At 67.9% G+C, this 24,952-nt stretch carries 23 protein-coding genes; 15 read left to right on the top strand and 8 right to left on the bottom strand.

Annotated features, from left to right (window positions below; all coding sequences use genetic code 11):
• Positions 1 to 100 precede the first annotated feature (100 nt).
• A complete protein-coding gene (locus ACQZ13_RS27475; RefSeq protein ID WP_331615247.1) occupies positions 101 to 982 on the bottom strand; it encodes a ferritin-like domain-containing protein in 882 nt (293 codons plus the stop codon).
• A 182-nt stretch (positions 983 to 1,164) separates the two neighbouring features.
• Between ACQZ13_RS27475 and ACQZ13_RS27480 the strand changes: the two genes are divergently transcribed.
• Positions 1,165 to 1,791 (top strand): glutathione peroxidase, encoded by a 627-nt coding sequence (locus ACQZ13_RS27480; protein ID WP_088407579.1) that lies wholly within the window; start codon positions 1,165 to 1,167, stop codon positions 1,789 to 1,791.
• Between the two features lie 530 nt (positions 1,792 to 2,321).
• On the opposite strand, the gene corA is transcribed toward ACQZ13_RS27480, so the two are convergent.
• Positions 2,322 to 3,311, bottom strand: coding sequence for a magnesium/cobalt transporter CorA (gene corA, locus ACQZ13_RS27485; protein WP_421036845.1), 990 nt, complete (start codon positions 3,309 to 3,311; stop codon positions 2,322 to 2,324).
• Positions 3,312 to 4,050: 739 nt separating this feature from the next.
• Here corA and hpf point away from each other — a divergent pair.
• The 3 genes from hpf to hprK all read left to right on the top strand — a co-directional run bounded on the left by hpf (position 4,051) and on the right by hprK (position 6,165).
• Complete coding sequence (gene hpf, locus ACQZ13_RS27490) at positions 4,051 to 4,392, top strand: ribosome hibernation-promoting factor, HPF/YfiA family (protein ID WP_067281141.1); 342 nt, start codon at positions 4,051 to 4,053, stop codon at positions 4,390 to 4,392.
• Positions 4,393 to 4,679: 287 nt separating this feature from the next.
• The gene (ptsN, locus tag ACQZ13_RS27495; RefSeq protein WP_088407577.1) at positions 4,680 to 5,150 is read left to right on the top strand and encodes a PTS IIA-like nitrogen regulatory protein PtsN; all 471 of its coding nucleotides are present in this window, start codon (positions 4,680 to 4,682) and stop codon (positions 5,148 to 5,150) included.
• A 52-nt stretch (positions 5,151 to 5,202) separates the two neighbouring features.
• Positions 5,203 to 6,165: an HPr(Ser) kinase/phosphatase gene (hprK, locus tag ACQZ13_RS27500; RefSeq protein WP_067281136.1), complete on the top strand. Its 963-nt coding sequence runs from the start codon at positions 5,203 to 5,205 to the stop codon at positions 6,163 to 6,165.
• Between the two features lie 95 nt (positions 6,166 to 6,260).
• Here hprK and fur read toward each other — a convergent pair whose 3' ends face one another.
• A complete protein-coding gene (gene fur / locus ACQZ13_RS27505; RefSeq protein WP_067281134.1) occupies positions 6,261 to 6,692 on the bottom strand; it encodes a ferric iron uptake transcriptional regulator in 432 nt (143 codons plus the stop codon).
• An 83-nt stretch (positions 6,693 to 6,775) separates the two neighbouring features.
• Here fur and ACQZ13_RS27510 point away from each other — a divergent pair, with 83 nt between their 5' ends.
• The 10 genes from ACQZ13_RS27510 to ACQZ13_RS27555 all read left to right on the top strand — a co-directional run bounded on the left by ACQZ13_RS27510 (position 6,776) and on the right by ACQZ13_RS27555 (position 17,184).
• Positions 6,776 to 7,369, top strand: coding sequence for an outer membrane protein assembly factor BamE (locus tag ACQZ13_RS27510; RefSeq protein ID WP_431049006.1), 594 nt, complete (start codon positions 6,776 to 6,778; stop codon positions 7,367 to 7,369).
• Complete coding sequence (gene dapB / locus ACQZ13_RS27515) at positions 7,366 to 8,172, top strand: 4-hydroxy-tetrahydrodipicolinate reductase (RefSeq protein ID WP_431049007.1); 807 nt, start codon at positions 7,366 to 7,368, stop codon at positions 8,170 to 8,172. The genes ACQZ13_RS27510 and dapB overlap by 4 nt, the downstream gene beginning before the upstream one ends.
• Positions 8,173 to 8,212: 40 nt before the next feature.
• Positions 8,213 to 8,857, top strand: a complete 645-nt coding sequence (locus tag ACQZ13_RS27520) for a MotA/TolQ/ExbB proton channel family protein (RefSeq protein WP_431049008.1) — start codon at positions 8,213 to 8,215, stop codon at positions 8,855 to 8,857.
• Positions 8,858 to 8,904: 47 nt separating this feature from the next.
• Entirely contained in the window at positions 8,905 to 9,402 is a 498-nt protein-coding gene (locus ACQZ13_RS27525; protein ID WP_431049009.1) for an ExbD/TolR family protein, read from the top strand.
• A gap of 90 nt (positions 9,403 to 9,492) precedes the next feature.
• Positions 9,493 to 12,126 (top strand): leucine--tRNA ligase, encoded by a 2,634-nt coding sequence (gene leuS / locus ACQZ13_RS27530; protein ID WP_431049010.1) that lies wholly within the window; start codon positions 9,493 to 9,495, stop codon positions 12,124 to 12,126.
• A gap of 2 nt (positions 12,127 to 12,128) precedes the next feature.
• On the top strand, positions 12,129 to 12,638 hold the full coding sequence (gene lptE, locus ACQZ13_RS27535; RefSeq protein ID WP_431049011.1) for an LPS assembly lipoprotein LptE: 510 nt from the start codon (positions 12,129 to 12,131) through the stop codon (positions 12,636 to 12,638).
• A gap of 18 nt (positions 12,639 to 12,656) precedes the next feature.
• Positions 12,657 to 13,724, top strand: coding sequence for a DNA polymerase III subunit delta (gene holA / locus ACQZ13_RS27540; RefSeq protein WP_431049012.1), 1,068 nt, complete (start codon positions 12,657 to 12,659; stop codon positions 13,722 to 13,724).
• A 26-nt stretch (positions 13,725 to 13,750) separates the two neighbouring features.
• Positions 13,751 to 14,365, top strand: a complete 615-nt coding sequence (locus ACQZ13_RS27545) for a methylamine utilization protein (RefSeq protein ID WP_431049013.1) — start codon at positions 13,751 to 13,753, stop codon at positions 14,363 to 14,365.
• Between the two features lie 7 nt (positions 14,366 to 14,372).
• Complete coding sequence (locus ACQZ13_RS27550) at positions 14,373 to 16,787, top strand: putative bifunctional diguanylate cyclase/phosphodiesterase (protein ID WP_431049014.1); 2,415 nt, start codon at positions 14,373 to 14,375, stop codon at positions 16,785 to 16,787.
• A gap of 178 nt (positions 16,788 to 16,965) precedes the next feature.
• Complete coding sequence (locus tag ACQZ13_RS27555; protein WP_431049015.1) at positions 16,966 to 17,184, top strand: hypothetical protein; 219 nt, start codon at positions 16,966 to 16,968, stop codon at positions 17,182 to 17,184.
• A 148-nt stretch (positions 17,185 to 17,332) separates the two neighbouring features.
• On the opposite strand, the gene ACQZ13_RS27560 is transcribed toward ACQZ13_RS27555, so the two are convergent.
• The 5 genes from ACQZ13_RS27560 to ACQZ13_RS27580 all read right to left on the bottom strand — a co-directional run bounded on the left by ACQZ13_RS27560 (position 17,333) and on the right by ACQZ13_RS27580 (position 22,265).
• A complete protein-coding gene (locus tag ACQZ13_RS27560) occupies positions 17,333 to 17,833 on the bottom strand; it encodes a CinA family protein (RefSeq protein WP_067281115.1) in 501 nt (166 codons plus the stop codon).
• A gap of 74 nt (positions 17,834 to 17,907) precedes the next feature.
• The gene (locus ACQZ13_RS27565) at positions 17,908 to 18,429 is read right to left on the bottom strand and encodes a phosphatidylglycerophosphatase A family protein (protein ID WP_088407565.1); all 522 of its coding nucleotides are present in this window, start codon (positions 18,427 to 18,429) and stop codon (positions 17,908 to 17,910) included.
• The gene (gene thiL, locus ACQZ13_RS27570; RefSeq protein WP_431053414.1) at positions 18,426 to 19,400 is read right to left on the bottom strand and encodes a thiamine-phosphate kinase; all 975 of its coding nucleotides are present in this window, start codon (positions 19,398 to 19,400) and stop codon (positions 18,426 to 18,428) included. The genes ACQZ13_RS27565 and thiL overlap by 4 nt, the downstream gene beginning before the upstream one ends.
• A 91-nt stretch (positions 19,401 to 19,491) precedes the next feature.
• Positions 19,492 to 20,148 (bottom strand): response regulator transcription factor, encoded by a 657-nt coding sequence (locus ACQZ13_RS27575; protein ID WP_088407563.1) that lies wholly within the window; start codon positions 20,146 to 20,148, stop codon positions 19,492 to 19,494.
• Positions 20,145 to 22,265, bottom strand: coding sequence for a two-component system sensor histidine kinase NtrB (locus ACQZ13_RS27580; RefSeq protein ID WP_431049016.1), 2,121 nt, complete (start codon positions 22,263 to 22,265; stop codon positions 20,145 to 20,147). The genes ACQZ13_RS27575 and ACQZ13_RS27580 overlap by 4 nt, the downstream gene beginning before the upstream one ends.
• 298 nt (positions 22,266 to 22,563) lie before the next feature.
• On the opposite strand from ACQZ13_RS27580, the gene ACQZ13_RS27585 reads away from it, so the two are divergent.
• Positions 22,564 to 24,861, top strand: a complete 2,298-nt coding sequence (locus ACQZ13_RS27585; RefSeq protein ID WP_088407562.1) for an NADP-dependent malic enzyme — start codon at positions 22,564 to 22,566, stop codon at positions 24,859 to 24,861.
• Positions 24,862 to 24,952: the final 91 nt, after the last annotated feature.

A 24,952-nucleotide genomic window follows, 5' to 3' on the forward strand; every position in this document is an offset into this window, starting at 1 on the left:
GATGGCGTTGGAAGAATGAAAGAGGATTGAAGCATTGTGGCCGCGAAAAGGAAAAGGCCCGCTGATGCGGGCCTTCCTGCGGGCGGAGCGCGCCTGGGGGTCAGGTCGCCTGCGGCGCGGCGTCGCCGCCTTGCGCCTGCTGCGCGGCCTGGGCCAGACGCTGCGTCAGCTCCTTGCGGAAGCGGTTCAGTTCCTGGACGCTGGCGAAGCTGCGTTCCATCAGCAGGCTCATGTTGTGCAGGATGCGCTCGACGACCTTGTTCTCCCACACGGTGTCGAACTGGATCTGCTTGTCCAGCCAGCGCTCCAGCCATTCCGGATCCGGCAGGCGGCTCTGGATGGTGTCGCGCGGGAACAGCTTGGCGTTCACGTGCAGGTTGGTCGGATGCAGCGCCTGCGCCGTGCGGCGCGCGCTGGCCATCAGCACGCCGACCTTGGCGAAGGCCGCCTTGGCCTCGTCGCCGAACTTGGTCATCGCGCGCTTCATGTAGCGCAGGTAGGCGCCGCCGTGGCGGGCCTCGTCACGCGAGAGCGTCTCGTAGATCGCCTTGATGACCGGCTCGGTGTGCCACTCGGCGGCGCGGCGGTACCAGTGGTTCAGGCGGATCTCGCCGCAGAAGTGCAGCATCAGCGTTTCCAGCGCCGGGGCCGGATCGAACTCGAAGCGCACCTCGTGCAACTCGGCCTCGGTCGGCACCATGTCCGGACGGAAGCGGCGCAGGTATTCCATCAACACCAGCGAATGCTTCTGCTCCTCGAAGAACCAGACGCTCATGAAGGCCGAGAAGTCGCTGTCGTCCTTGTTGTCGCGCAGGAACATCTCGGTGGCGGGCAGCGCCGACCACTCGGTGATCGCGTTCATCTTGATCGTGCGCGCCTGGTCGTCGGTCAGCTTGGACGCGTCGAACTTGTCCCACGGGATATCCGTGTCCATGTTCCAGCGCACGGCCTCGAGTTGCTTGAAGAGTTCGGGATAAAGCATCTGTCTGCGTCCTGTTAAGCGCGGCGGATTCTACCGGTCGCACCATGACATTCCCTTACGCCATCGGCCCGTGGGGCGATCTGGCCTAATCGCACTTCCGACGAACCTGAGGCCGCGTTCGCTTCTTGCGCAGCGCCCGGCTTTCGACCCATCCGGATTTACCGATCCCAGGAGACAACGACATGACCCCGTCCTTCGGTTCCTTGCTGCGGCGAGCCGCGTTCCTGCTCGCGCTGGCGGCGCCCTTCGCCGCGACCTCCGCCCACGCCGCGCCCGCGGCCGAGACCGCCGCAGCCCCCGCCACCTCGGGCGCCGCGTGCCCCGAACTGCTGAACCGGCAGATGCCCCGCCTGCAGGACGAAAAGCCCCAGGCGCTCTGCCAGTATGCGGGCAAGGTGGTCCTCGTGGTGAATACCGCCAGCTTCTGCGGCTACACCCCGCAGTACAAGGCGCTCGAAGCCCTCTCGGCGCGATATGCGGACAAGGGGCTGGTGGTACTCGGTTTTCCGTCCGGTGATTTCGGCAACCAGGAGTACGGCAGCAACAAGGAAATCGCCGAGTTCTGCGAGAACACCTTCAACGTGAAGTTCCCGATGTTCAGCAAGAGCAACGTAGCCGCCGGGAAAGCCGATCTGAACCCGCTGTTCGCCGACCTGGCCAAGCGCACGGGCCAGTCGCCCAAGTGGAACTTCCACAAGTACCTGATCTCGCGCGACGGCAAGCAGGTCATGAGCTTCGCGTCCGGCGTGAGCCCCGACAGCACGCAGTTCACCCAGGCCGTGGAGAAGCTGGTCGCGCAACCACAGTGAGCAGGGTGCCGTCGCGCCGAGCTGAAAAACCTGATTCTCCGCGCCATATTCGCTTGTAAAAGCTGAACGAAAGGCGCGGGATTTGGCAATCGGCGCGCCTGTGGCGAGGGGTCGTCATCAGGCTGAAAACTGTCCCGGCTAGGCGGGACACCGGTGACAGTTGCTCACTTATTCGTTCATCGGTGGGATGACATCGACCGAGATGCACTGCACCATGACGGCTCGTTCAACACATCGCTGACGACTGACCGTCGTGTCATCAGGCCGTAACAGCGCTCCCTTTGAGGACGCTTAAATCGACCGGAAGGCGCAGCAGTCTGGGAGGGCATTCCGGGTTTCCACCGATCCCGGCAGCGATGGGAGTACAGTCAACGCATCCACTTTCAGCCGCAAGACCTGCTTCCTCGTGAAGCTGCAATCCCGAGGCCTTTCTCCTCCTCCTCCCTCCCTCCCTCGTTGGCCAGGGGCGTCTTGAGGCTACTTTTATACCCAGGGCTTCCGCATCCGCGGAGGCCCTTTGTATTTGTGCCTCAGGCCAGCCAGCCCTTGCGTCGGAAGTAGATGAAGGGCGCGGTGACCGACGCGATCATCAGCCCGATCGCGAACACGTAGCCGTACTTCCAGTGCAGCTCCGGCATGCCGTCGAAGTTCATGCCGTAGACGCTGGCGATCAGCGTCGGCGGCAGCAGCGCGACGCTGGCGACCGAGAAGATCTTGATGATCTTGTTCTGGTTGATGTTGATGAAGCCGACGGTGGCGTCCATCAGGAAGTTGATCTTGTCGAACAGGAAGGCCGTGTGCGAGTCGAGCGAATCGATGTCGCGCAGGATCTGCCGGGACTCCTCGAACTGCTCGGCGTTCAGCATGCGGCTGCGCATCATGAAGCTGACCGCGCGGCGCGTGTCCATCACATTGCGCCGGATGCGGCCGTTCAGGTCTTCCTCGCGCGCGATGGCGGCCAGCACCTCGCCGGCCTCGGTGTCGTTGACGTCCTTCTTCAGCACGCGGGCGCTGACCTTCTCCAGGTTGTCGTAGATGCCCTCCAGCACGTCCGCGGAGTACTCCGCATCGGCGTCGTAGAGCTTGAGCAGCACGTCCTTGGCGTCCTCGATCAGCGCGGGGATGCGGCGCGCGCGCAGGCGCAGCAGGCGGAATACCGGCAGGTCCTCGTTGTGGACCGAGAACAGCACGTTGTTGAACAGGATGAAGGCCACGCGCACGTTGCGCGGCGCCTCCATGTCGTCGATCAGGAAGTCGGAGCGGATGTGCAGCTCGCCGTTGTCTTCCTCGTAGAAGCGGGCGGACTCTTCCAGGTCCTCGTCGACGATGTCCTCGGGGATCACCAGGCCGAAGCGCTCCCGGATCCAGTCCTTCTCCTCCGGCGTGGGCGACTCCAGGTCGACCCAGACCGGGTCGCGGCCGTCGTCCGTGCGCGCGAGCAGTTCGGCGGCGGTCGCGATCTCCTCCTGGACCATGCCTCCCTTGAGGCGGCCGTTGTCCAGCGTGAAAACATTGAGCATGCAGGTCCTTCGTCGGCGGTGGCGCGCTCTGGCGAACGCGCAAGCCGGAGTGCGCGTTGACGGACCCTAGTGAACGTCGCGGCGCAGGATGTGTCAGGGAGCGGGCGGCGCCGGGAAGCGGCACGCGCGAGATGCAGGTCGAAGGTGGCCCGTCTCACTCCGGACAAGCGTCGCGGCGGCGTTGGCGCGGTGACGCGGAACGCTCAGGGGCTGCGGCGGATTGACGCTGGAGTGGATGGCCACCGAGGGTGGTCGCTGTCCAAGGGAAACTCCAGTAATCGGGACGCGGAATTATCACATCGCGTCCTCGGGGGCGGCAAGGAAGCGCGCCTGGGAGGCGCCGCCGCACAACATCCAGCATTCGAGCACGGACCCCGCCATGTCGCAAGGCGGGAATATTCGCCCCCAAACCTTGCTTTTGATCACTTGCCCGCGCCCCGGATCGGGAGCAGACTGGGCTCGTCTTCTTCATCGATGTCGCCTCAGAACCCGCATGCCATCGGCCCTCGCGGCCTTCCGGGTCCCTCGCGGACCGTTCATTCCGACACCTTCCTCTGATCCCTCCATCCGCTTCCCGCACGCTGCCGACTCCCCGTCGGCGGCGTGGCCTTCCACCCACATCGATTTCCTCACCCCTCAAGGCTTCACTACCCCCAAGACCCTGAACCGCTCTTTTTCCTGCGGCATCCGCCGCCGACTCGACACCGTTTCCGACCAAGCCCTTGTGAAAGGAGGCTTTATGAACCTGACCATCAGCGGCCACCATCTCGAAGTGACACAGGCTCTGCGTGAGTACGTGCTGAACAAGTTGAGCCGGGTGATCCGGCACTTTGACCAGGTCGTGGACATCAACGTCCTGCTGACCGTGGAGAAGCAGAAGGAGAAGGATCGACGCCAACGCGCGGAAGTCACGTTGCATGTGAAGGGACGGGAAATCTTCTGCGAACACTCGCACGAGGACCTGTACGCGGCCATCGACGAGCTGATGGACAAGCTGGACCGGCAGGTCTGCCGCCACAAGGACCGGGTGCAGAACCACCACCATGAATCGGCCAAGCGCATGGACCTGAGCGCCGGGTGACCCGTCGACGGGCTCCGGGCCGCGACCAGCGCGCGACCGGCGCCCCTCCGGACCTCGGGGATTTCCCGCGGTTCTCCCCGCAAGGCGGCCCATCGGGCCGCCTTTTTGCCGAGAATTGTTGCAATGCAACACCAAGGGCGACGTTTTCACAGGACCGTCGCATCCGTCAGGCCCCCTGCCGGCAGCGGCATTCCTATAATCCTGTCCTTCAACCCTCGAATCTGCGCCCCGCTGGTGCGCAGCGCTGCTCCCCCAGCCCGCCGGTCGTCGTGATCGGCACATGCCCGATGAACCGTCTCGCCGCCATCCTTCCCGCCAGCAACGTGCTGGTCGATGTGGACGCTTCCAGCAAAAAGCGGGTCTTCGAACACGCCGGGCTGCTCTTCGAGAACAACCATTCGATTTCCCGCGCCGCGGTCACGGACAACCTGTTCGCCCGTGAACGCCTGGGATCGACCGGACTGGGTCACGGCGTCGCGATCCCGCACGGCCGCATCAAGGGCCTGAAGAATCCGCTGGCCGCCGTGCTGCGCGTGCAGCAGCCGATCGGCTTCGACGCGCCGGACGACGAGCCGGTCACGCTGCTGATCTTCCTGCTGGTGCCCGAGGCGGCGACGCAGAGACACCTCGAGATCCTCTCCGAGATCGCCGAGATGCTGTCCGACCGCGAACTGCGCGAGCGCCTCAAGACCGAATCCGACGCCGCGACGGTGCATCGCCTGATCGCCGACTGGGAGCCGCTGAAGTCGGTCGCCTGAGCGTCGACGCAGCCTCCCGATCCCTCACCGCCACGACCACGGCCCGCCCCACTTGAAAGCCACCTCCATCAGCGCGGACCGGTTGTTCGAGGAACACCGCGAGGCCTTGCGTTGGGAGTGGATCGCCGGACACGCGCATCCTGAGCGCCGTTTCGACGAAGCCGCCTTGCGCGACGCGCAGTCGGCCGCCGACCTGGTCGGCTACCTGAACTACATCCATCCGTACCGCGTCCAGATCGTGGGCCGGCGCGAGGTCGGCTACCTGAGCCAGGCCTCCGGCGACGTGCTGGACCGCCGCATCGCGCGCATCGTCACGCTGGAGCCGCCGGTGATCATCGTCGCCGACGACCAGGTGCCGCCGGACCGCCTGGTCGCGATGTGCGACCGCGCCGAGATCCCGCTGTTCACGACCGCCGAAAGCGCGGGCCACGTCATCGACCTGGTGCGCGCCTACCTCGCGCATGTCTGCGCCAACCGCACGACGCGGCACGGCGTGTTCATGGACATCCTCGGCCTGGGCGTGCTGCTGACCGGCGAGTCCGGCCTCGGCAAGAGCGAACTGGGCCTGGAACTGATCAGCCGCGGCCACGGCCTGGTGGCGGACGACGCGGTGGACTTCTTCCGCATCGCGCAGACGGCGATCGAAGGCCGCTGTCCCGAACTGCTGATGAACCTGCTCGAGGTCCGCGGCATCGGCCTGCTGGACATCAAGGCGATCTTCGGCGAGACGGCGGTGCGCCGGAAGATGCGGCTCAAGCTGATCGTGCACCTGGTCCGCAAGGAAACCATGGAGCGGGACTTCGAACGCCTGCCCTACGAGCCGCTGTACGAGGACGTGCTGGGCATGCCGGTGCGCAAGGTCGTGATCGCCGTGGATGCCGGCCGCAACCTGGCCGTGCTGGTCGAAGCCGCCGTGCGCAACACCATCCTGCAGCTGCGCGGCATCGACACCTACCGCGAGTTCGTCGAGCGCCACCAGCGCGCGATCGAGCAGGGCCTCAACGACACGAACTGAGCCCGCCGACCGGATCGATCGGATCGATCGGTGCGGCCATGCAAAAGGGGCTCCATCGGAGCCCCTTGTCGTTCCGCCTGAGCGGCCGCGTGTACTTAGCGAGCCACCTTGTTCGGGCAGTCCTTCTTCACGCAGTTGGCGTACAGCGCGAGCGAATGCTCCTGCAGCTGGAAGCCGCGATCCAGCGCGATCGCGTGCTGGCGCTCCTCGATCTGCGGATCGTAGAACTCCTCGACGAAGCCGCAGGTCAGGCACACGAGGTGATCGTGGTGATGCCCCTCGTTGAGCTCGAACACGGCCTTGCCGGACTCGAAGTGGTTGCGCGACAGCAGCCCCGCCTGCTCGAACTGCGTGAGCACGCGATAGACCGTCGCGAGACCGATGTCCGCGCGTTCATCGAGCAAAGCTTTGTAAACGTCCTCGGCGGTCATGTGCCGCTGTTGGGTCGTCTGGAAGATCTCGAGGATCTTGATGCGGGGCAAGGTGGCCTTGAGCCCGCTGTTCTTGATTTCGTCTGACCGGTTCATGGGGTTTGCGCCTGCGGAATAGCGTGGGTGCGAGCCGCTAGAATCGACCGATCATAGCCTTTGCGCCTCGGCCGAGACGTGCCATGTCATTGAATTTCCGTATCCCCCGCATTGCACGTCCGTCCGCTTCCGGCGCCGCCGCGGCCGTCCTCGTCGCCGGTCTCCTGGCGCTGGGCGGCTGCTCGCAGATGCCCACCTTCGACGCGCTCTCCGTGAGCGGCGACAAGGTGCTGGGCCTCGTCACGCCCTACCGCGTCGAGATCGTCCAGGGCAACGTCGTCACCAAGGAGCAGATCGCCGCGATCAAGCCCGGCATGACCCGGCCCCAGGTGCGCGACGTGCTCGGCTCGCCGCTGCTGACCGACGTCTTCCATGAGTCCCGCTGGGACTACGTGTTCACGATCCGGCGCCAGGGCGCCGCGCCGCAGAACCGCCACATCCTGCTGACCTTCGACGGCGACCAGCTGTCCAAGATCGATGCCCCGGACGACCTGCCGACCGAGAAGGAATTCATCGCGTCGATCAACACGCTGAAGCTGTCCGGCAAGGAGCCCAAGCTGGAGCTGACGGAAGAGGAGCGCAAGGCGCTGCCGCCGCCGGTGCGCACGGCCGCGGCCTCCGCGCCGGAGCCGATCGGCCCGACGCGCGACTACCCGCCGCTGGAGCCCCGTCGATGAGCCGACTGCGGATTGCGATCACCGGCGCGTCCGGCCGCATGGGCCGCATGCTGGTCGAGGCGGTGCTGGCAGCGGACGATCTCCAACTCGCGGCCGCGCTCGACCGCGACGGCAGCCCGGCGATCGGCCAGGATGCCGGCGCCTTCCTGGGCCAGACGACCGGCGTGGCGATCTCCAGCGACGTCCGGGCCGGCCTGTCCAAGGCTGACGTGCTGATCGACTTCACCCGCCCCGAAGGCACGATGGCGCACCTCGAGCTGTGCGCGGAACTGGGCGTGCGGACCGTCATCGGCACCACCGGCTTCAGCCCCGATGAGAAGGCGAAGATCGGCGAGTTCGCCCAACGCGCCGCCGTCATGATGGCGCCCAACATGAGCGTGGGCGTGAACGTGGTGCTCAAGCTGCTGCAGCAGGCGTCGAAGGCGCTCGCGCAGGGCTACGACATCGAGATCGTCGAGGCCCACCACCGCCACAAGGTCGACGCCCCCAGCGGCACCGCGCTGAAGATGGGCGAAGTCGTGGCCGAGGCGCTCGGCCGCGATCTGAAGACCTGCGCGGTCTACGGCCGCGAAGGCGTCACGGGCGAGCGCGATCCGTCGACGATCGGCTTCGCGACCGTGCGCGGCGGCGACGTGATCGGCGACCACACCGTCATGTACCTGGGCATCGGCGAACGCATCGAGATCAGCCACAAGGCCTCCAGCCGCGCCACCTTCGCGCAGGGCAGCCTGCGCGCCGCGCGTTTCCTGGGCGAGCGCAAGACCGGGCTGTTCGACATGAACGACGTGCTCGGCATCGCCTGAGCCCGCGGATTCCCCTGATCGGCGCCCGACTCACGACGCGATGACCGAACTGATCCATCTCTGGCAAGCGGGCGACGGTGTCGCCCGTTTCGTTTCCCTGCTGCTGCTGGCCATGTCGGTGTGCAGCTGGGTACTGATCTTCTGGCGCAGCTGGACGCTGGCGCGGGCGCGGACCGATCTCGGCCGCGGTCTGCCGGTGTTCTGGGCGGCGCCCGAGGTGGGCCAGGGTCGCGACCAGTTGAAGGCCCTTGACCGTGGCGCACTGATGCTGCCGTTGATCGACGCCGCGATGCAGGACAGCGCGCCGGGCACGCTGGCGGCGTCGGCACAGAAGACCTCGCAACTGACGCGCCGTCTGCGCGACGCGCTGCACGCCGTGCTGAACGGCCTCAGCCGCGGCCAGATCGTGCTGGCGACCATCGGCGCCACCGCCCCCTTCGTGGGCCTGTTCGGCACGGTCTGGGGGATCTACCACGCGCTGATGAGCATCTCCTCGACCGGCAACTTCAGCCTGGACAAGGTCGCCAGCCCCGTCGGCGAGGCGCTGATCATGACCGCCGCCGGCCTGGCCGTCGCGATCCCCGCGGTGCTGGCCTACAACCTGTTCGGCAAGTGGGTCGCCGCCTGCGAGGCGGAACTCGAAGGCTTCGCGCATGACCTGCGCGAGCTGCTCGGCGGCGCCTGAGCGCCCCGGCCGCCCTCACCGCACGACACCGCCCGGACCCGCACGCGATGAAGTTCGGCCGCCTCGAACGCCGCGAAGCCCCCAAGCCGATGGGCGAGATCAACATGACGCCGCTGATCGACGTCATGTTGGTGCTGCTGGTGATCTTCATCATCTCGGCACCGCTGATGGGCAGCGCGCTCAAGCTGGACCTGCCCAAGAGCGATGCAGCCTCGCCCGCGCCGGGCGCCAGCTTCATCGCACTGGTCGTCACGCCCGAGGGCGAGTACCTGCTCGGCGAGGACAAGCTCGACGCCAAGGCCCTGCGTGAGCGGCTGGCGCAACTGTCGCAGCGCCAGCCCGATGCCGAACTGCGCCTGAGCGCCGACCAGTCCGTGCCCTACGGCAAGGTCGCGCAGCTGATCGGCTGGGCGCAGAAGGCGGGGCTGAACCGGATCGCGTTCGTCGCCGAGACCGGAGAGATCGGCGAAATCGGCGAGAAGGCCGACGGCAAGGCCCCTCCAAAAGGCGCGGCGACTGGCGCCACGACTCCCCCGAAGCGCTGAGCGCTCACCCCCGCAAGGTGGCCCTCCCACAGAGGATGGGGCGGCCGCGCGCGGCCTCCTACAATCGACGGCTACGTTGCCCGAGCCACCATGAACGAGAAATACGCCCCCTCCGAGGTCGAACAGGCCGCCCGCGATCACTGGAACGCCCGCGACGCCTACCGCGTCGTCGAGGACGCGTCCAAGCCGAAGTTCTACGCCTGCTCCATGCTGCCCTACCCGAGCGGCAAGCTGCACATGGGCCATGTCCGCAACTACACGATCAACGACATGTTGACCCGTCAGCTGCGCATGAAGGGCTACAACGTGCTGATGCCCATGGGCTGGGACGCGTTCGGCCTGCCCGCGGAGAACGCGGCGATGAAGAACAAGGTGCCGCCGGCCGCCTGGACCTACGACAACATCGCGTACATGAAGTCGCAGATGCAGGCCATGGGTCTGGCCATCGACTGGTCGCGCGAGATCGCCACCTGCAAGCCCGACTACTACCGCTGGAACCAGTGGCTGTTCCTGAAGATGCTGGAAGCCGGCATCGCCGAGCGCCGCACGCAGGTCGTGAACTGGGACCCGATCGACCAGACCGTGCTGGCCAACGAGCAGGTCATCGACGGCAAGGGCTGGCGCTCGGGCGCGACGATCGAGAAGCGCGAGATCCCCGGCTACTACCTGAAGATCACCGACTACGCCGAGGAACTGCTGGCCGCGGTGGCCGATCCGTCGGACAAGAACTACCTGTCGGGCTGGCCCGAGCGCGTGCGCCTGATGCAGGAGAACTGGATCGGCAAGAGCGAGGGCGTGCGCTTCGCCTTCCCGCACGCGATCGCGGGCGAGGACGGTCAGCCCATCCAGGGCGGTCTGCTCTACGTCTTCACGACGCGCGCCGACACCGTCATGGGCGTGACCTTCTGCGCCGTCGCGCCGGAGCATCCGCTCGCCGCGCACGCCGCGAAGAGCAACCCCGCGCTGGCCGCGTTCATCGAGGAATGCCAGCAGGGCGGCACCACCGAAGCCGAGCTGGCCACGCAGGACAAGAAGGGCCTGGCGACCGGCCTCGTCGTGACGCACCCGCTGACCGGCGAGCAGGTCGAGGTCTGGGTCGGCAACTACGTGCTGATGAGCTACGGCGACGGCGCCGTGATGGGCGTGCCGGCGCATGACGAACGCGACTTCGCCTTCGCGAAGAAGTACGGCATCGCCATCAAGCAGGTCGTGGCGGTGGGCGACGAGGCCTACTCGACCGACGCCTGGGCCGAGTGGTACGGCGACAAGCAGCGCGGCCTGTGCATCAACTCCGGCGTGCTGGACGGCCTGACGCACAAGCAGGCGGTGGACAAGGTGGCCGAGCTGGTCGGCGGCAAGGGCCTGGGCGAGAAGAAGACGACCTGGCGCCTGCGCGACTGGGGCGTGAGCCGCCAGCGCTACTGGGGCACGCCGATCCCCATCATCCATTGCGACAGCTGCGGCGCGGTGCCGGTCCCCGAGAAGGACCTGCCCGTCGTGCTGCCCGAGGACTGCATCCCCGACGGCAGCGGCAACCCGCTGAACAAGCGCGCGGACTTCCTGGACTGCAGCTGCCCGAAGTGCGGCGCCGCGGCCAAGCGCGAGACGGACACGATGGACACCTTCGTGGACAGCTCGTGGTACTTCATGCGTTATTGCGACGCGACCAACCCGGACCAGATGGTCGCGAACGGCACCGACTACTGGATGCCGATGGACCAGTACATCGGCGGCATCGAGCACGCGATCCTGCACCTGCTGTACGCGCGTTTCTGGACCAAGGTGATGCGCGACCTGAAGCTCATCAGCTTCAGCGAGCCGTTCACCAACCTGCTGACGCAAGGCATGGTGCTGAACGGCGCGTTCTCCCGCAAGCCGGAGGACGCCGGCAAGAACTACTACTGGGAACACGAGGTCGACGTCATCCGCAACGAGCACGGCCAGCCGACCGGCGGCACGCTGAAGGCCGACGGCCTGCCGCTCGAGTACGAGATGACGACGATGTCGAAGTCGAAGAACAACGGCGTCGACCCGCAGGCCCTGATCGACCAGTACGGCGCCGACACCGCGCGCCTGTTCGTGATGTTCGCGTCCCCGCCCGAGCAGACGCTGGAGTGGAACGACGCCGGCGTCGAAGGCGCGCACCGTTTCCTGAAGCGCGTGTGGGGCTTCGGCACCAAACACGCCGACGCGATCAAGACCGGCGGCGCCGATTTCGCCGCGCTGAGCGACGACGGCAAGGCGCTGCGCCGCGAGGTCCACCTGGTGCTGAAGCAGGTCTCGTACGACTACGAGCGCATGCAGTACAACACCGTGGTGTCCGGCGCGATGAAGCTGCTGAACGCGCTGGAAGGCTTCAAGGCCGAAGGCCAGTCGGCCGCGGTCCGCGAAGGCTTCTCGGTGCTGCTGCGCGTGATCTACCCGGCCTGCCCGCACATCGCGCACGCGCTGTGGACGGAACTCGGCTTCGGCGCCGAACTGGGCGAGCTGCTGGACGCCGCCTGGCCGCAGGTCGACGAATCGGCCCTGGTCCAGGACCAGATCGAACTGATGCTGCAGGTCAACGGCAAGCTGCGCGGCGCGATCAAGGTCGCGGCCTCGGCCGACAAGGCGGCGATCGAGGCGATCGCGCTGGCCAGCCCGGACTTCGAGAAGTTCGCGGAAGGCAAGGCGCCCAAGAAGGTCGTCATCGTGCCCGGTCGTCTCGTCAACGTGGTGGTCTGAACATGAAGCGCCGCGATCTGCTGTCGTTCGCTTCCCTGGGCGCACTGGGAGCCGCAGGCCTGCTGTCGGGCTGCGGCTTCGAGCTGCGCAAGGAACCGGTCTACCACTTCAAGACGCTGGCGCTGACCGGCTTCGTTCCCCATTCGCCGCTGGCGCAGGAACTGCGCCGGCAGGTGCAGCGCAGCACCGTGCGTCTGGTCGAAGACCCGAACCGCGCCGACGTGATCATCGACGCGGAACGCGAGGTCCGCGACAAGACCTCGGTGGCGACGACCGCGGCTGGACAGATCACGGAATGGCAACTGCGGTTGTCGCTGGATTACTCGCTCCGCTCGGCGGGCGGCGACATCCTGCTGCCGCGCACCGAGCTGCGACTCACGCGCGACATGAACTACAGCGAAAGCGCGGCGCTGGCCAAGGAGCAGGAAGAGCTGTCGCTGCAGAAGGCCATGCAGGTGGAGGCCGTCGGCCTGCTGCTGCGTCGCCTGGCGGCGGTGCACCTGCCCAACTGATCCGGACGGACCGCGCGCATGCAGATCAAGGGCGAGGCGCTCGCCGGCCACCTGGCGAAGGGACTCAAGCCGGTGTACGTCGTGCACGGCGACGAGCCCCTGCTCGCGCAGGAGGCCGCCGACACCCTGCGCGCCGAGGCGCGCAAGCAGGGCTACAACGAGCGGCAGGTCTTCATCGTCAGCGGCGCGCATTTCGACTGGGCGTCGGTGATCGCGGCGTCGCAGGCGATGAGCCTGTTCGCCGACAAGCAGCTGATCGAGATCCGCATCCCCGGCGGCAAGCCCGGCAAGGACGGTTCGGACGCGCTGCAGCGTTATGTCGACGGTCTGCCCCCGGACGTGCTGACGCTGGTGACCCTGCCCCGACTGGACAAGACGCAGCTGAGCAGCGCCTGGTTCACGGCGCTGGACAGCGCCGGCGTGTCGGTGAAGGTCGACCCGGTCGAGCGGCGCGAGCTGCCCGCCTGGATCGCCCGGCGTCTGCAGCAGCAGGGGCAACCGGTGGCCGCGGGTCCCGACGGCCAGCGGGCGCTCGAATTCTTCGCCGATCGGGTGGAGGGCAACCTGCTCGCCGCGCACCAGGAGCTGCAGAAGCTCGCGCTGCTGCATCCGAAGGGCGAGCTCAGCCTGCAGCACATCGAGGCGGCCGTGCTGGACGTGGCGCGCTTCGACGTCTTCAAGCTCAGCGAAGCCTTGCTGAGCGGCAAGGTCGGTCGCGTGCTGCGCATGCTCGATGGCCTGAAGGCCGAGGGCGAGGCCGCCGTGCTGGTGCACTGGACCATGGCCGAGGACATCCGCGGCCTCAAGCGCGTCCACGACGCGGTGGCCGCGGGCAAGCCGCTGCCGATGGCCCTGCGGGAGTCCCGCATCTGGGGACCGAAGGAACGGCTCTTCGAACGCATCGTGCCGCAGCTGCACGGCGCGGCGCTCACGCGCCTGGTCGTCGCCGCGCAGATCTGCGACGGCATCGTGAAGGGCTTGCGCCATCCGGAATGGCCCACCGACCCCTGGGAGGCACTCGGGCGATTGGCCCTCCTCCTGGAGCAAGCCCTGCGCCCGCCGGCGCAGAAAACCCGCTATGGTTGACGCTTGTCGTCCCTCCGGCGTCGCTGATGAGCCCCTCCCGTTCCGCCTGCTTCCTGATCGCCGCCGCCACCGCGGCCATGGCGCTGATGGGCGCCATGCCCGCTCGTGCGGCGGACTGGACGATCCAGGTCCGTGACGGCAGCGGCGCGCCGGTGCCGAACGCGGCGGTGGCCGTCGAGCTGAAAGGCCAGCCGGCGAAACCGGCCACCGGCGTCAGCGCCGAGATGTCCCAGCGCGACCGCCAGTTCCAGCCTCAGCTGCTGGTGGTGCAGACCGGCACGGCGGTGAACTTCCCCAACTTCGACACCGTCCGCCATCACGTCTACTCGTTCTCGGCGACGAAGAAGTTCGAACTCAAGCTGTACTCCGGCACGCCCTCCGAGCCGGTGGTCTTCGACAAGCCGGGCGTGGCCCAGCTCGGCTGCAACATCCACGACCGGATGAGCGCCCATATCGTGGTGGTCGACACCCCGGTGTTCGGGATCACCGACGCCAAGGGCGAGGTCAAGCTGAACCTCCCGCCAGGCGATCACCGCCTGCGCCTGTGGGCATCGCGCCTGGGCAATGCCGCGCCGACGGCGCAGCCGCTGGCGGTGGGCGCAGGCGCGTCGGGCGTGCTGAAGGTCGAGCTGAAGGACTGACGCCGCGATGCGCTGGCCGGACTTCCTCAACCTGCGGCGGCTGGAAGGGCGCATCGTCGCGTTGTTCCTGGCGCTGCTGCTGGTGGTTCAGCTGCTCAACCTCGCCCTGATCGACCAGGGCATCGGGCGCAACGCCCGCGCCCAGGTGACCGAGGAACTCGAGGCCGGCGAGCGCATCCTCGTCCAGCTCATCGACGAGGACAACCAGCAGCGCGGCCTGGTGGCCGACCTGCTGCAGTCGGACTACGGCCTGCGCCAGCTGGTCTCCGCGGGCATCCAGGGCGAGGAACTGCGCGCGATGCTGCAGGACGTCTTCACCAACCTGAGCGAGCGAGGCGATGCCGCGTTCATCGGATATGCCGACGACTCCTTCAAGCTGGTGACGGCGACCGACGCGATCGCGGCCAAGGTGACGCCGCTGCTGCGCGGCGTGACCCGCGAACAACAGGGCCGCACGCAGAGTCAGTTGCTGCTGCTGGACGGCAAGGCCTACCAGGTCGTGGTCGCGCGGATGCGCGCGGCGGGGCTGGGCGGCTGGATCTTCACCGGCTTCGAGATGAAGAGCGACCAGCTTCAGGAACTCAAGCGCATCGTGCGCATCCAGGGCGTGCTGCTGGCGCAGTCGGCGACGGGGCAGTGGCAGGTCCTGGCCTCGGTGCTCGATCCCGCGGCGACGGCGCGCGCGGTCCAGGCGCTGCCCGCGCTGGGCGCCTCCGATCGCGAGGTGCGCACCTTCCACATCCCGCTGGACGACGAGCTGTTCCAGGCCCGCCTGCAGCCGCTCGCGCACGGGGGCGATACCGACAAGTCGGTGGCCGTGCTGCTGCTGCGCTCGGTGGACGAAGCGCTCGCGCCCTACCGGCGCTTGCAATGGATGCTCCTCGGACTGAGCGGCGCGGGCGTGCTGCTGTTCGCCGTCGGCGCCGTGCTGACGGCGCGGCGCATCAGCGGGCCGGTGAAGGCGCTGGCGAGCGCGGCGCACCGGCTCGGCCAGGGCGACTATGCGCAACCCGTGGAGCGCCCTTCCCGTGACGAGATCGGCGATCTGGCCGAAGCCTTCGAGGCCATGCGCCAGGGCATCCGGGCACGCGAGGAAGAGGTCAACCGGCTTGCCTTCTGGGACCCGCTGACGGACCTGCCGAACCGGGAGCAGTTCCATCAGGCGCTCGCCAGACGGATGGCGGAGAGCGACGGTCGCTTCTCGCTGCTGATGCTGAACCTGGACCGCTTCAAGCACGTCAACGACGTGCTGGGGCGCCCGTTCGGCGACCGCCTGCTGCGCGCGGTGGCGGACCGGCTGCAGCATCTTCTGAAGGACGAGGTCGGCCTGATCGCGCGGGTCGGCGGGGACGAGTTCCTGCTGATGATCGACGGCGCCGGCGCGACGCTGGCCGAATCGATCTGCAAGCGCATCCAGCGCGACTTCGAGCGGGCGCTGAGCATCGACGACCAGACGGTGGACCTGTCGGCCGGAATGGGCGTGGCGCTGTATCCGCAGCACGGGCGGGATCCGATGCTGCTGCTGGCGCGCGCGGAGCTGGCGATGCACGCCGCCAAGCGCGGCCAGAGCGGTTGCGAGGTCTACGCGCCGAGCATGGATGCCGCGAGCCAGGAATCGCTGTCGCTGCTGAGCGAGTTGCGGCACGCGATCGACGCCGGCGAATTGCGGCTCTTCCTGCAGCCGAAGGTGGACCTGCACGGCCAGAAGATCGCGGGCGCGGAAGCGCTGGTGCGCTGGCAGCATCCGACGCGCGGCCTGGTGCCGCCGATGGAGTTCATCCCCTTCGCAGAGCAGACGGGCTTCATCCGCCAGATCACCGCGTGGGTGCTGCACGCGTCGGCGCAGGCGTGGATGGGCTTGCAGCGGGACGGTCTGGCGCTGCCGATCAGCGTGAACCTGTCGACGCGCGACCTGATGGACCAGGACCTGCCGATCAAGGTCGCGGACCTGGTGGCCGGCGTGCCGCCGCCGGCGATGTGCCTGGAGATCACCGAGTCCGCGATCATGGATGACCCCCAACGCGCGCTGCAGACGCTGGAGCAGTTGCACGCGCTCGGGTTCAAGCTGTCGATCGACGACTTCGGCACGGGCTATTCGTCGCTGGCCTATCTGAAGCAGCTGTCGGTGGACGAGTTGAAGATCGATCGCAGCTTCGTGATGAACATGGAGCGCGACATCGACGACGCGAAGATCGTGCGCTCGACCATCGAGCTGGCGCACAACCTGGGGCTGACGGTGGTCGCCGAAGGGCTGGAGACAGCCAAGCAATGGACGCTGCTGCAGACGCTGGGCTGCGACCTGGGACAGGGCTACTTCCTGTCGCGACCGATGCCGGCCGAGAAGTTCGCCGACTGGCTCCGCACCTGGGAGCCGCCGGACCTCGACGACGCCCAAGCGAACACGATCCTGGCCGGGCTGTGAGGGCCAGGTCTTGCCTGGTGGGAACGCCGGCCGAGGTTGATCCACTCACTCGTGCGAGTCAGTCCCTCAAAGTTGCTCCCGCTGATTGGGGATGCGATCTCCCCCTCTGAAGCGATTTTCTTTTGCAGGACCTACCGAGATGATTCACGCAGATCTGGGACCCGAACTGGAGGCCATCGTGCTGAATCTGATCGAGAGCGGAAAGTATTCGTCGCGCACGCAGGCGCTGCGCGACAGTGAGGAGCTGCAGGCTTGGCGCGAGGCCAGGTTGAAGGAGCTGGATGACTCCATCACGCGCGGGAAGGCCCAGGCTGCGGCTGGCGCCGGCAAGACCGTTGACGAGGTCTTCGGCCCCCTGATCGCGAAGTACCGCGCAATGGCGAACGCCAAGAAATGATCGTGCGCCTCCTTCCGGAGGCCGAAGCGGAAACCGAAGAGGGCGAATCAGTCGAGGCTGTCTTCGGACCGCTGAAGTACCTCGCCATCGCACGGGAGCGAAGCGCGGCAAAGCTCACCCCGCCTACCTGAACGCTCCGCGTGGAAGGTCAGGAGTCTCGGTCTTCGAGCGCATCACACAAGGCTTCAAGCCCGGCGCGCACAGTCTGCGCGCGCACGGCATGCCGGTCGCCGGTGAAGTGTTCCTTCCACACCCGCACGCGCTGCCGGCCGTGCATCAGCGCGAGCCACACCGTCCCGACCGGCTTGTTCTCGGTGCCGCCGCCCGGCCCGGCCACGCCGGTCACGGCGATTGCCCAGTCGATGGGCGCGTGCGCCACCAGGCCACGCGCCATCTGTTCGGCCACTTCGCCGCTCACCGCGCCGTGCAGCGTGATCAGCGCCGCCGGCACGCCGAGCAGCTCCGTCTTCGCCTGGTTGGTGTAGCTCACCACGCCGCGCTCGAACCACTGGCTCGAACCCGCCAGGCTCGTGCACGCCGCCGCGATCAGGCCGCCGGTGCAGGACTCCGCAGTGCCCATGCGCTCCTTGCGCTGGATCAGCGCCAGGGCGATGCGTTCGATCAGTTCGGATTCGTCGGGAAACAGCATGGGGATCTCCTCGTCGATGGATCTGGATGATCTGATCCGTGGATGGATGCGATCGGCGCCGGTGCCTCAGCGCTTCAGTGCAGCAAGGCCCTCGCGCCGGCCAACACCACAAGCGTACATGCAGCCGCCACCAGATCGTCGAACAGGATGCCGAAGCCTTGCCACACCGTCACCGGCTGTCCGGGCTCGATCTTGAACAGCGCATCGGCCCATCGCACCGGACCCGGCTTGGCCGCGTCGAAGAAACGGAACACGCCGAACGCCGCCAGCTGCCACCAGAAGCCCGCCGGCATGATCAGCCACAGCACGATCCAGATCGCGACGATCTCGTCCCACACGACCGAACCGGGATCGCAGGTCTTGAGGTGCCTCGCCGTGACCGTCGAGGCCCACCAGCCGATCGGGATGCTCGCGGCGATGACCACGCCCCACATCAGCGGCGTCAGCCACAGGTTCAGGATCGCGAACGCGGCCCAGCCCCACAGCGTGCCCACGGTACCCGGCGCCTTCGGCGCCAGCCCGCTGCCGAAGCCCATCGCGATCCAGTGCGCGGGATGCCTCGCCATGAAGCCGAAAGTCGGACGCACCGCGCTCATGATTTGAAGTGATCGAAACTCTGCAGCAGACCCTGCAGCGGGCGGCCCGCGCCGTCGACGACGCGCAGACCGGGTTGTTCCTCGATGCGACCGACGCGGTACACCGGCGTGCCCGACGCGTGGCCCGCCTCCAGCACACGCTCGCGCGCCGCCTCTGGCGCCGTGAAGACGAGTTCGTAATCGTCGCCACCGCTCAGCAGGCACAGCTGCTGGATGTCTTCCGGCATCGCGCTCAGCACGCTTGATCGCGGCAGATCCGCCAGTCGCAAGGTCGCGCCGACGTTGGAACGCTTCAGCACATGCCCGATATCGCCGGCCAAGCCGTCGGAAACGTCGACCGCGCTCGTCGCGATGCCGCGCAGCGCGCGTCCGAGCGCCACACGCGGCTCGGGCATTTCCATCCGCAGGCGGGCTTCGTCGAACTGCGCCCCGCTCAGCGACAGCGTGCCGCGGAACACCTCCAGCGCCAGCCGCGCATCACCGAGCGTGCCGCTGACCCAGACGTCATCGCCCGGTTTCGCGCCCGAGCGCAACAGCGCCTGGCCAGACGGCACTTCGCCCATCGCGGTGATGTTGATGTTGAGCGGCCCCGCCGTCGTGTCGCCGCCGGCGAGCACGATGTTGTGGGCGTCGGCGAGCTCGAACAAGCCTTGCGCGAATCCCGCCAGGAAGGTCTCGTCGACGCGCGGCAGCGCCAGCGACAGGAAGAAGGCCTTGGGCGTCGCGCCGCACGCGGCGAGGTCGCTGAGGCTCACGGCCAGCGCCTTGTGACCCAGGCGTCGCGGCGACACCGTCGAAAGGAAGTGCCGGCCCTCGACCAGCATGTCCGCCGTCACCAGCCACTGATGGCCCGCGGACGGCGTCAGCACCGCGCAGTCGTCGCCGATGCCCAGCGTCACCGCGCCGCCCTCGGTCCGGCCGGCGCGACCCGCGCGGCCGAAGAACCGGTCGATCAGGTCGAACTCGCCCAGCGGACGCCCGTCCCGTCGCTCACCTGCGCCGGAGGCACCGGCAGATGCGCCGGCAGATGCACCGGCGGATGCGCCGGATGCTTCAGAAAGATCACCCATGGGCGGCATTGTCGCCGCGCAGCAGGTTGGACAGCTCGACGGCGGACTTCACATCCATCTTCTCGAACACCCGGGCGCGATGGACTTCCACGGTGCGCACGCTGATGTTGAGCTGGTCCGCGATCAGTTTGTTGGGCAGGCCCTGCACGACAAGCTGCATCACCTCGCGCTCGCGCTCGGTGAGATCGCCGACACGGTGCCCGAGTGCCGACTTCGCATCGCGCGCGGCGATCGCCTCCGCGCTCTGCGCGAGCGCGTGCTCGACGCGGTCCACCAGCGCGTTGTCCGAGAACGGCTTCTCCACGAAATCGTAGGCGCCTTGCTTCACCGCCGCGACCGCCGTCGGCACGTCGCCGTGGCCGGTCAGGAAGATCACCGGCAGCGTGTCCAGCAGACCGCGCTCGATGAGCCGCTCGAACAGCGCCAGGCCGCTCATGCCGGGCATCCGGACGTCCAGCAGCAGGCAGCTCGGCGCCGACGGCCAGTCACGCCCGCTGCGCGGCAGGCCGTCCAGCATGGACTCGAAGGCCTCGGCGCTGCCGAAGCCCTCGGACAGCAGCCGCCGCGAGCGCAGCAGCCAGGCCAGCGCGTCGCGCACCACTTCCTCGTCGTCGACGAGGTAGACCATCGGCAGGGATTGCGGCTTCATGCGGACGACTCTCCAGATCCAATGATGGGGAACCGGTCGGCGCCGGTTTTCGACGCCGAACCAGGTGCATCCTCGCACGGCAGGCTGAAGCGGAACTCGGTCCCGGTCGGCGACGCGGGCGCCACGCGGCTTTCGAAGTCCATCGCGCCGCCGTGCTGCTCCACGACCGTGCGGCACAGGCTCAGGCCCAGGCCCATGCCTTCGGTGCGGGTCGTGAAGAACGGCGTGAACAGCTGGCGCGCGACTTCCTGCGGAATGCCGGGCCCGCGGTCGATCACCGCGAAGCTCAGCCAGCGCGGCTGCAGTCGCTTCACCTGGATGATCAGCGCCCGGTCGGCGAGCGGCGTCGGGCCGTCCATTGCCTGGATCGCATTGCGGGTCAGGTTCAGCAGCACCTGCTCGACCATGGTCCGGTCGCAGCGCACGCGCGGCAGGCCCTTGGCCAGGTCCATCTCGATGCGCGCGCCGCTCTTGCGCGCCTGCAGCCGGATCAGCGGCAGCACCGCCTCCAGCAGCTGCTCGACGTTGACCCACTCCCGCGCCGCCTCGCGCCGGCGGACGAAGTCGTGCACGCTCTTGATCACGCGGCCGGCGCGCTCGGCCTGTTCGGCGATGCGCGTGACGGCCTGGCGCACCATCGCCGGCGTCTGCGGATCGTCGGCCTCGCGCACCATCAGGTTGATCGAGGCCGTCGCGTAGCTGGCGATCGCCGCCAGCGGCTGGTTCAGCTCGTGGCTCAGCAGCGAGGCCATCTCGCCCACCGTCGCCAGCCGCGCCGTCGCCTGCAGCCGGTCGGACTGCTGGCGCGACAGCTCCTCCACCTTGCGCTGCGCGCTCAGGTCCAGCACCGCGCTCATCCAGCCGGTCTGCTGGCCTTCAGCGTTCAGCAGCGGCGCCTCGTAGATCATCACCGGGAAGCGCTCGCCGGTGCTGCGCGCGAAGACGGTCTCGAAGCCCTCGCGCGGCGGCAGGCCTGCTTCCCAGCGCGCTTCGCGGTCGTGGTGGCGGCGCCAGTATTCGTCGGTGAACTCGGGCGGCCAGTACGGCGGTGCGTGCGGCGGACGGCCGGTGCCGACCACCTCCTCCGCCGGGTAGCCGACCATCGCGCAGAACGCCGGATTGACGTAGCTGATGTTGCCGTCCAGGTCGCGGGCGCGCAGGCCGGTGATCAGCGAGTTCTCCATCGCCTGCCGGAATGCGAGGGACTCCGCCAGCGCGTGTTCCGCCTGCGCGCGCTTGCGGGTGTCGCGCGCCAGGATGATGACCAGCGCGAAGAGCGCCATCGACAGGCCGAGCACCAGCGCCGTCGCCAGGTTGGGGATCAGCTGCGGCCGCCCGGTGGCGTTGTCGACGCGCAGCTGCAGGCTCAAGCCCGGCAGGTCGAGCAGCCGCTCCGACAGGTAGAAGCCGGTGCCGCGCGTCAGGCCGGTGCGCGCCAGGCGCGTGCCGTCGCCTTCGACGAAGGACATCTCGAAGCGCCGCGCCTGGTCCTGCGAGACCGACTCCTCCAGCAGCGGCCGCAGGCCCATCGTCGCGACGACGTAGGAGCGCGGCTCGCCGGCCCGCACGCGCGGCAGGCAGAGGTCGGCGACCTCCATGCCGTCGCCGCCCGGGCCCGGCACGAAGTAGGAGCGCGAGAACAGCGGCGTGCCCTGTCTCAACGCGGCGATGCAGGCGAGTTCGGTCTCGATCTGGAGCTGCTCGCGCGACAGGATCGAGAACAGCGGCGGCGCGTACGGCGTGTCGACGGCGCGGCGCACCTGGCGCTCCGAATCGCGCAGCTCGATGCGCAGCAGCACGCGCGTCTGGCGCAGCTGCGCGGCGGCGTTGCCGCGCCAGTCGTCGTCCTCCGCCCACATCAGACCCTGCAGCCCCTGCAGGTCGCGGCCGATCAACTGCTTGGCGCGCGCGGTCACCTCGGCGGCGGCCAGGTCGGACGCCTCCTGGGCGCGGGCCGCCTCATGGCTCAAGGTCAGCGACAGCAGCAGCGTCTGTGCGATCAGCAGCAGCGCGACCAGCGTTCCCCAGAGCAGCGCACGCCGCCAGCGCCGCGGTCGGGTGCCGGGCGCCATCGGGGGGAAAGGGGCGGCGGGCCGCATGATGGTCGGAGCAGGCAAGCGGAGATCGAAGGGAGATCGGAACGGGGAACGCTGGACTGTGAACGCGGCGTGAAAGGCGTTTGAAAGGATCGCCCACGCGCAGCTTGCCGGGCACGTCGGCGAGCGTCTCGCGCGCGTGCGGGGCAGGCAGTATGGCGCGCCGCGGGCCCGTGGCGATGCGCAGTTTCGCGTATGTGCCTGCGGCCCTGCCGACATGCAGCATACGCATAGTCCGCACTGCCGCCGTCGGGGCGGACTCCTACAATCGCCGACCCGGCCCACGACGGCGGACCGGTTTCAACCAGAAGAGTCCCCCATGTCCACGTCCGAAGAAAAACGTGCGCAGCTGCGCCAGGCCGCTCTCGAATACCACGAGTTCCCGACCCCCGGGAAGATCGCCATCGCGGCCACCAAGCAGCTGATCAACCAGCGCGACCTGGCCCTGGCCTATTCGCCGGGCGTGGCCGCCGCGTGCGAGGAGATCGTCGCCGATCCCGCCAACGCGTTCCGCTACACCTCGCGCGGCAACCTGGTCGCCGTGATCTCCAACGGCACCGCCGTGCTGGGCCTGGGTGACATCGGCCCGCTGGCCTCCAAGCCGGTGATGGAAGGCAAGGGCGTCCTGTTCAAGAAGTTCGCCGGCATCGACGTCTTCGACCTGGAGATCGACGAGAAGCACGACCTCGACAAGCTGGTCGACGTGATCGCCGCGCTGGAGCCCACCTTCGGCGGCATCAACCTCGAAGACATCAAGGCGCCGGACTGCTTCTACGTCGAGCGCGAGCTGCGCAAGCGGATGAAGATCCCCGTCTTCCACGACGACCAGCACGGCACCGCCATCGTGGTGGCCGCCGGCCTGCTCAACGGCCTGAAGGTCGCGGGCAAGGACATCGCGTCGGTGAAGCTGGTGACCTCGGGCGCCGGCGCCGCCGCCCTCGCCTGCCTGAACCTGCTGGTCAAGCTGGGCCTGCCGCGCAAGAACATCTGGGTGACCGACCTGGCCGGCGTGGTCTACGAAGGCCGCACCGAGCTGATGGACCCGGACAAGGCCGTGTACGCCCAACCCACCGAGCAGCGCAGCCTGCGCGACGTGATCGCCGGCGCGGACATCTTCCTGGGCCTGTCGGCGGGCGGCGTGCTCAAGCAGGACATGGTCGCCTCGATGGCGGCGCGGCCGATCATCTTCGCGCTGGCCAATCCGAATCCGGAGATCCAGCCGGAGGACGTGCACGCCATTCGCGGCGACGCGCTGATGGCCACGGGCCGGACGGACTATCCGAACCAGGTCAACAACGTCCTGTGCTTCCCGTACATCTTCCGCGGCGCGCTGGACTGCGGCGCGACGACGATCAACGACGAGATGGAGATCGCCGCCGTCCACGCGATCGCCGAGCTCGCCCAGGCGGAGCAGAGCGAAGTCGTGGCCGCCGCCTATGCCGGCGCGAACCTGAGCTTCGGCCCGGAATACCTGATCCCCAAGCCCTTCGACCCGCGCCTGATGATGAAGATCGCCCCGGCGGTCGCGCTGGCGGCGGAGGCCTCGGGCGTGGCGCTGCGTCCGATCGCCGACATGCCGGCCTATCTGGAAAAGCTGCAGAGCTTCGTCTACGCCTCCGGCACGACGATGAAGCCGATCTTCCAGATCGCGAAGAAGGCCAAGCACAAGCGCGTGGCCTACGCGGAAGGCGAAGAGGAACGGGTGCTGCGCGCGGTGCAGATCGTCATCGACGAGGGCATCGCCCGTCCGACGCTGATCGGCCGTCCGGAGGTCATCGCGCAGCGCTGCGAGCGCTTCGGCCTGCGCCTGCAGGAAGGTCGCGACTACGAGGTGGTGAACACCGAGTTCGACCAGCGCTACCGCGACTACTGGCAGACCTACCTCGCGATGACCGAGCGCAAGGGCGTGACCCAGCAGCTCGCCAAGATCGAGATGCGCCGCCGCCTGACGCTGATCGGCGCCATGATGCTGCACAAGGGTGAAGTGGACGGGATGCTCTGCGGCACCTGGAGCAACACCGCGATGCACCTGCAGTACATCGACCAGGTCATCGGCAAGCGTCCCGGCGTGAAGACCTTCGCCTGCATGAACGGCCTGATCCTGCCGGGTCGCCAGGTCATGCTGGTCGACACGCACGTCAACTACGACCCGACCGCCGAGCAGATCGCCGAGATCACGCAGATGGCGGCCGAGGAGATGATGCGCTTCGGTCTGCGTCCGAAGGCGGCGCTGCTGTCGCACAGCAACTTCGGTTCGAGCAACTGCCCGTCCGCGGTCAAGATGCGCGACGCGCTGGCCCTGATCAAGGAACAGGCGCCCTGGCTGGAAGCCGACGGCGAAATGCACGGCGACGCCGCGCTGGACCCGCACTACCGCGAGCAGTTGGTCTCCAACAGCACGCTGACGGGCGAGGCCAACCTGCTGGTCATGCCGAACATCGACGCCGCCAACATCAGCTACAACCTGCTGAAGACGGCCGCCGGCGGCGGCATCGCGATCGGGCCGGTGCTGCTCGGCGCCGCCAAGCCGGTCCACGTGCTGACGCCGTCGGCCACCGTGCGCCGCATCGTGAACATGACGGCCCTGACCGTCGCGGACGCGAACGCGGCCCGCTGACCCCCGCCCGTTTCGGGACCGAAGAATATTCGGTTCCAGGCCTTCCGACCCCCTCGAAAGGGGTGCCGGAAGGCCTTTAAACCCGACCTGC

Source organism: Roseateles sp. L2-2 (genome assembly GCF_050613215.1).
Classification (GTDB): domain Bacteria; phylum Pseudomonadota; class Gammaproteobacteria; order Burkholderiales; family Burkholderiaceae_C; genus Roseateles; species Roseateles noduli.

Excerpts from the sequence above, each read along its gene's own strand:
- ACQZ13_RS27565 (WP_088407565.1), bottom strand. The coding sequence starts at position 18,429 with ATGAGCGCGGTGCGTCCGACTTTCGGCTTCATGGCGAGGCATCCCGCG.
- corA (WP_421036845.1), bottom strand. The coding sequence starts at position 3,311 with ATGCTCAATGTTTTCACGCTGGACAACGGCCGCCTCAAGGGAGGCATG.
- ptsN (WP_088407577.1), top strand. The coding sequence starts at position 4,680 with ATGAACCGTCTCGCCGCCATCCTTCCCGCCAGCAACGTGCTGGTCGAT.
- hpf (WP_067281141.1), top strand. The coding sequence starts at position 4,051 with ATGAACCTGACCATCAGCGGCCACCATCTCGAAGTGACACAGGCTCTG.
- ACQZ13_RS27510 (WP_431049006.1), top strand. The coding sequence starts at position 6,776 with ATGTCATTGAATTTCCGTATCCCCCGCATTGCACGTCCGTCCGCTTCC.
- dapB (WP_431049007.1), top strand. The coding sequence starts at position 7,366 with ATGAGCCGACTGCGGATTGCGATCACCGGCGCGTCCGGCCGCATGGGC.
- ACQZ13_RS27525 (WP_431049009.1), top strand. The coding sequence starts at position 8,905 with ATGAAGTTCGGCCGCCTCGAACGCCGCGAAGCCCCCAAGCCGATGGGC.
- fur (WP_067281134.1), bottom strand. The coding sequence starts at position 6,692 with ATGAACCGGTCAGACGAAATCAAGAACAGCGGGCTCAAGGCCACCTTG.
- ACQZ13_RS27575 (WP_088407563.1), bottom strand. The coding sequence starts at position 20,148 with ATGAAGCCGCAATCCCTGCCGATGGTCTACCTCGTCGACGACGAGGAA.
- holA (WP_431049012.1), top strand. The coding sequence starts at position 12,657 with ATGCAGATCAAGGGCGAGGCGCTCGCCGGCCACCTGGCGAAGGGACTC.
- lptE (WP_431049011.1), top strand. The coding sequence starts at position 12,129 with ATGAAGCGCCGCGATCTGCTGTCGTTCGCTTCCCTGGGCGCACTGGGA.
- ACQZ13_RS27560 (WP_067281115.1), bottom strand. The coding sequence starts at position 17,833 with ATGCTGTTTCCCGACGAATCCGAACTGATCGAACGCATCGCCCTGGCG.
- ACQZ13_RS27550 (WP_431049014.1), top strand. The coding sequence starts at position 14,373 with ATGCGCTGGCCGGACTTCCTCAACCTGCGGCGGCTGGAAGGGCGCATC.
- ACQZ13_RS27585 (WP_088407562.1), top strand. The coding sequence starts at position 22,564 with ATGTCCACGTCCGAAGAAAAACGTGCGCAGCTGCGCCAGGCCGCTCTC.
- ACQZ13_RS27520 (WP_431049008.1), top strand. The coding sequence starts at position 8,213 with ATGACCGAACTGATCCATCTCTGGCAAGCGGGCGACGGTGTCGCCCGT.
- ACQZ13_RS27475 (WP_331615247.1), bottom strand. The coding sequence starts at position 982 with ATGCTTTATCCCGAACTCTTCAAGCAACTCGAGGCCGTGCGCTGGAAC.
- leuS (WP_431049010.1), top strand. The coding sequence starts at position 9,493 with ATGAACGAGAAATACGCCCCCTCCGAGGTCGAACAGGCCGCCCGCGAT.
- ACQZ13_RS27480 (WP_088407579.1), top strand. The coding sequence starts at position 1,165 with ATGACCCCGTCCTTCGGTTCCTTGCTGCGGCGAGCCGCGTTCCTGCTC.
- ACQZ13_RS27545 (WP_431049013.1), top strand. The coding sequence starts at position 13,751 with ATGAGCCCCTCCCGTTCCGCCTGCTTCCTGATCGCCGCCGCCACCGCG.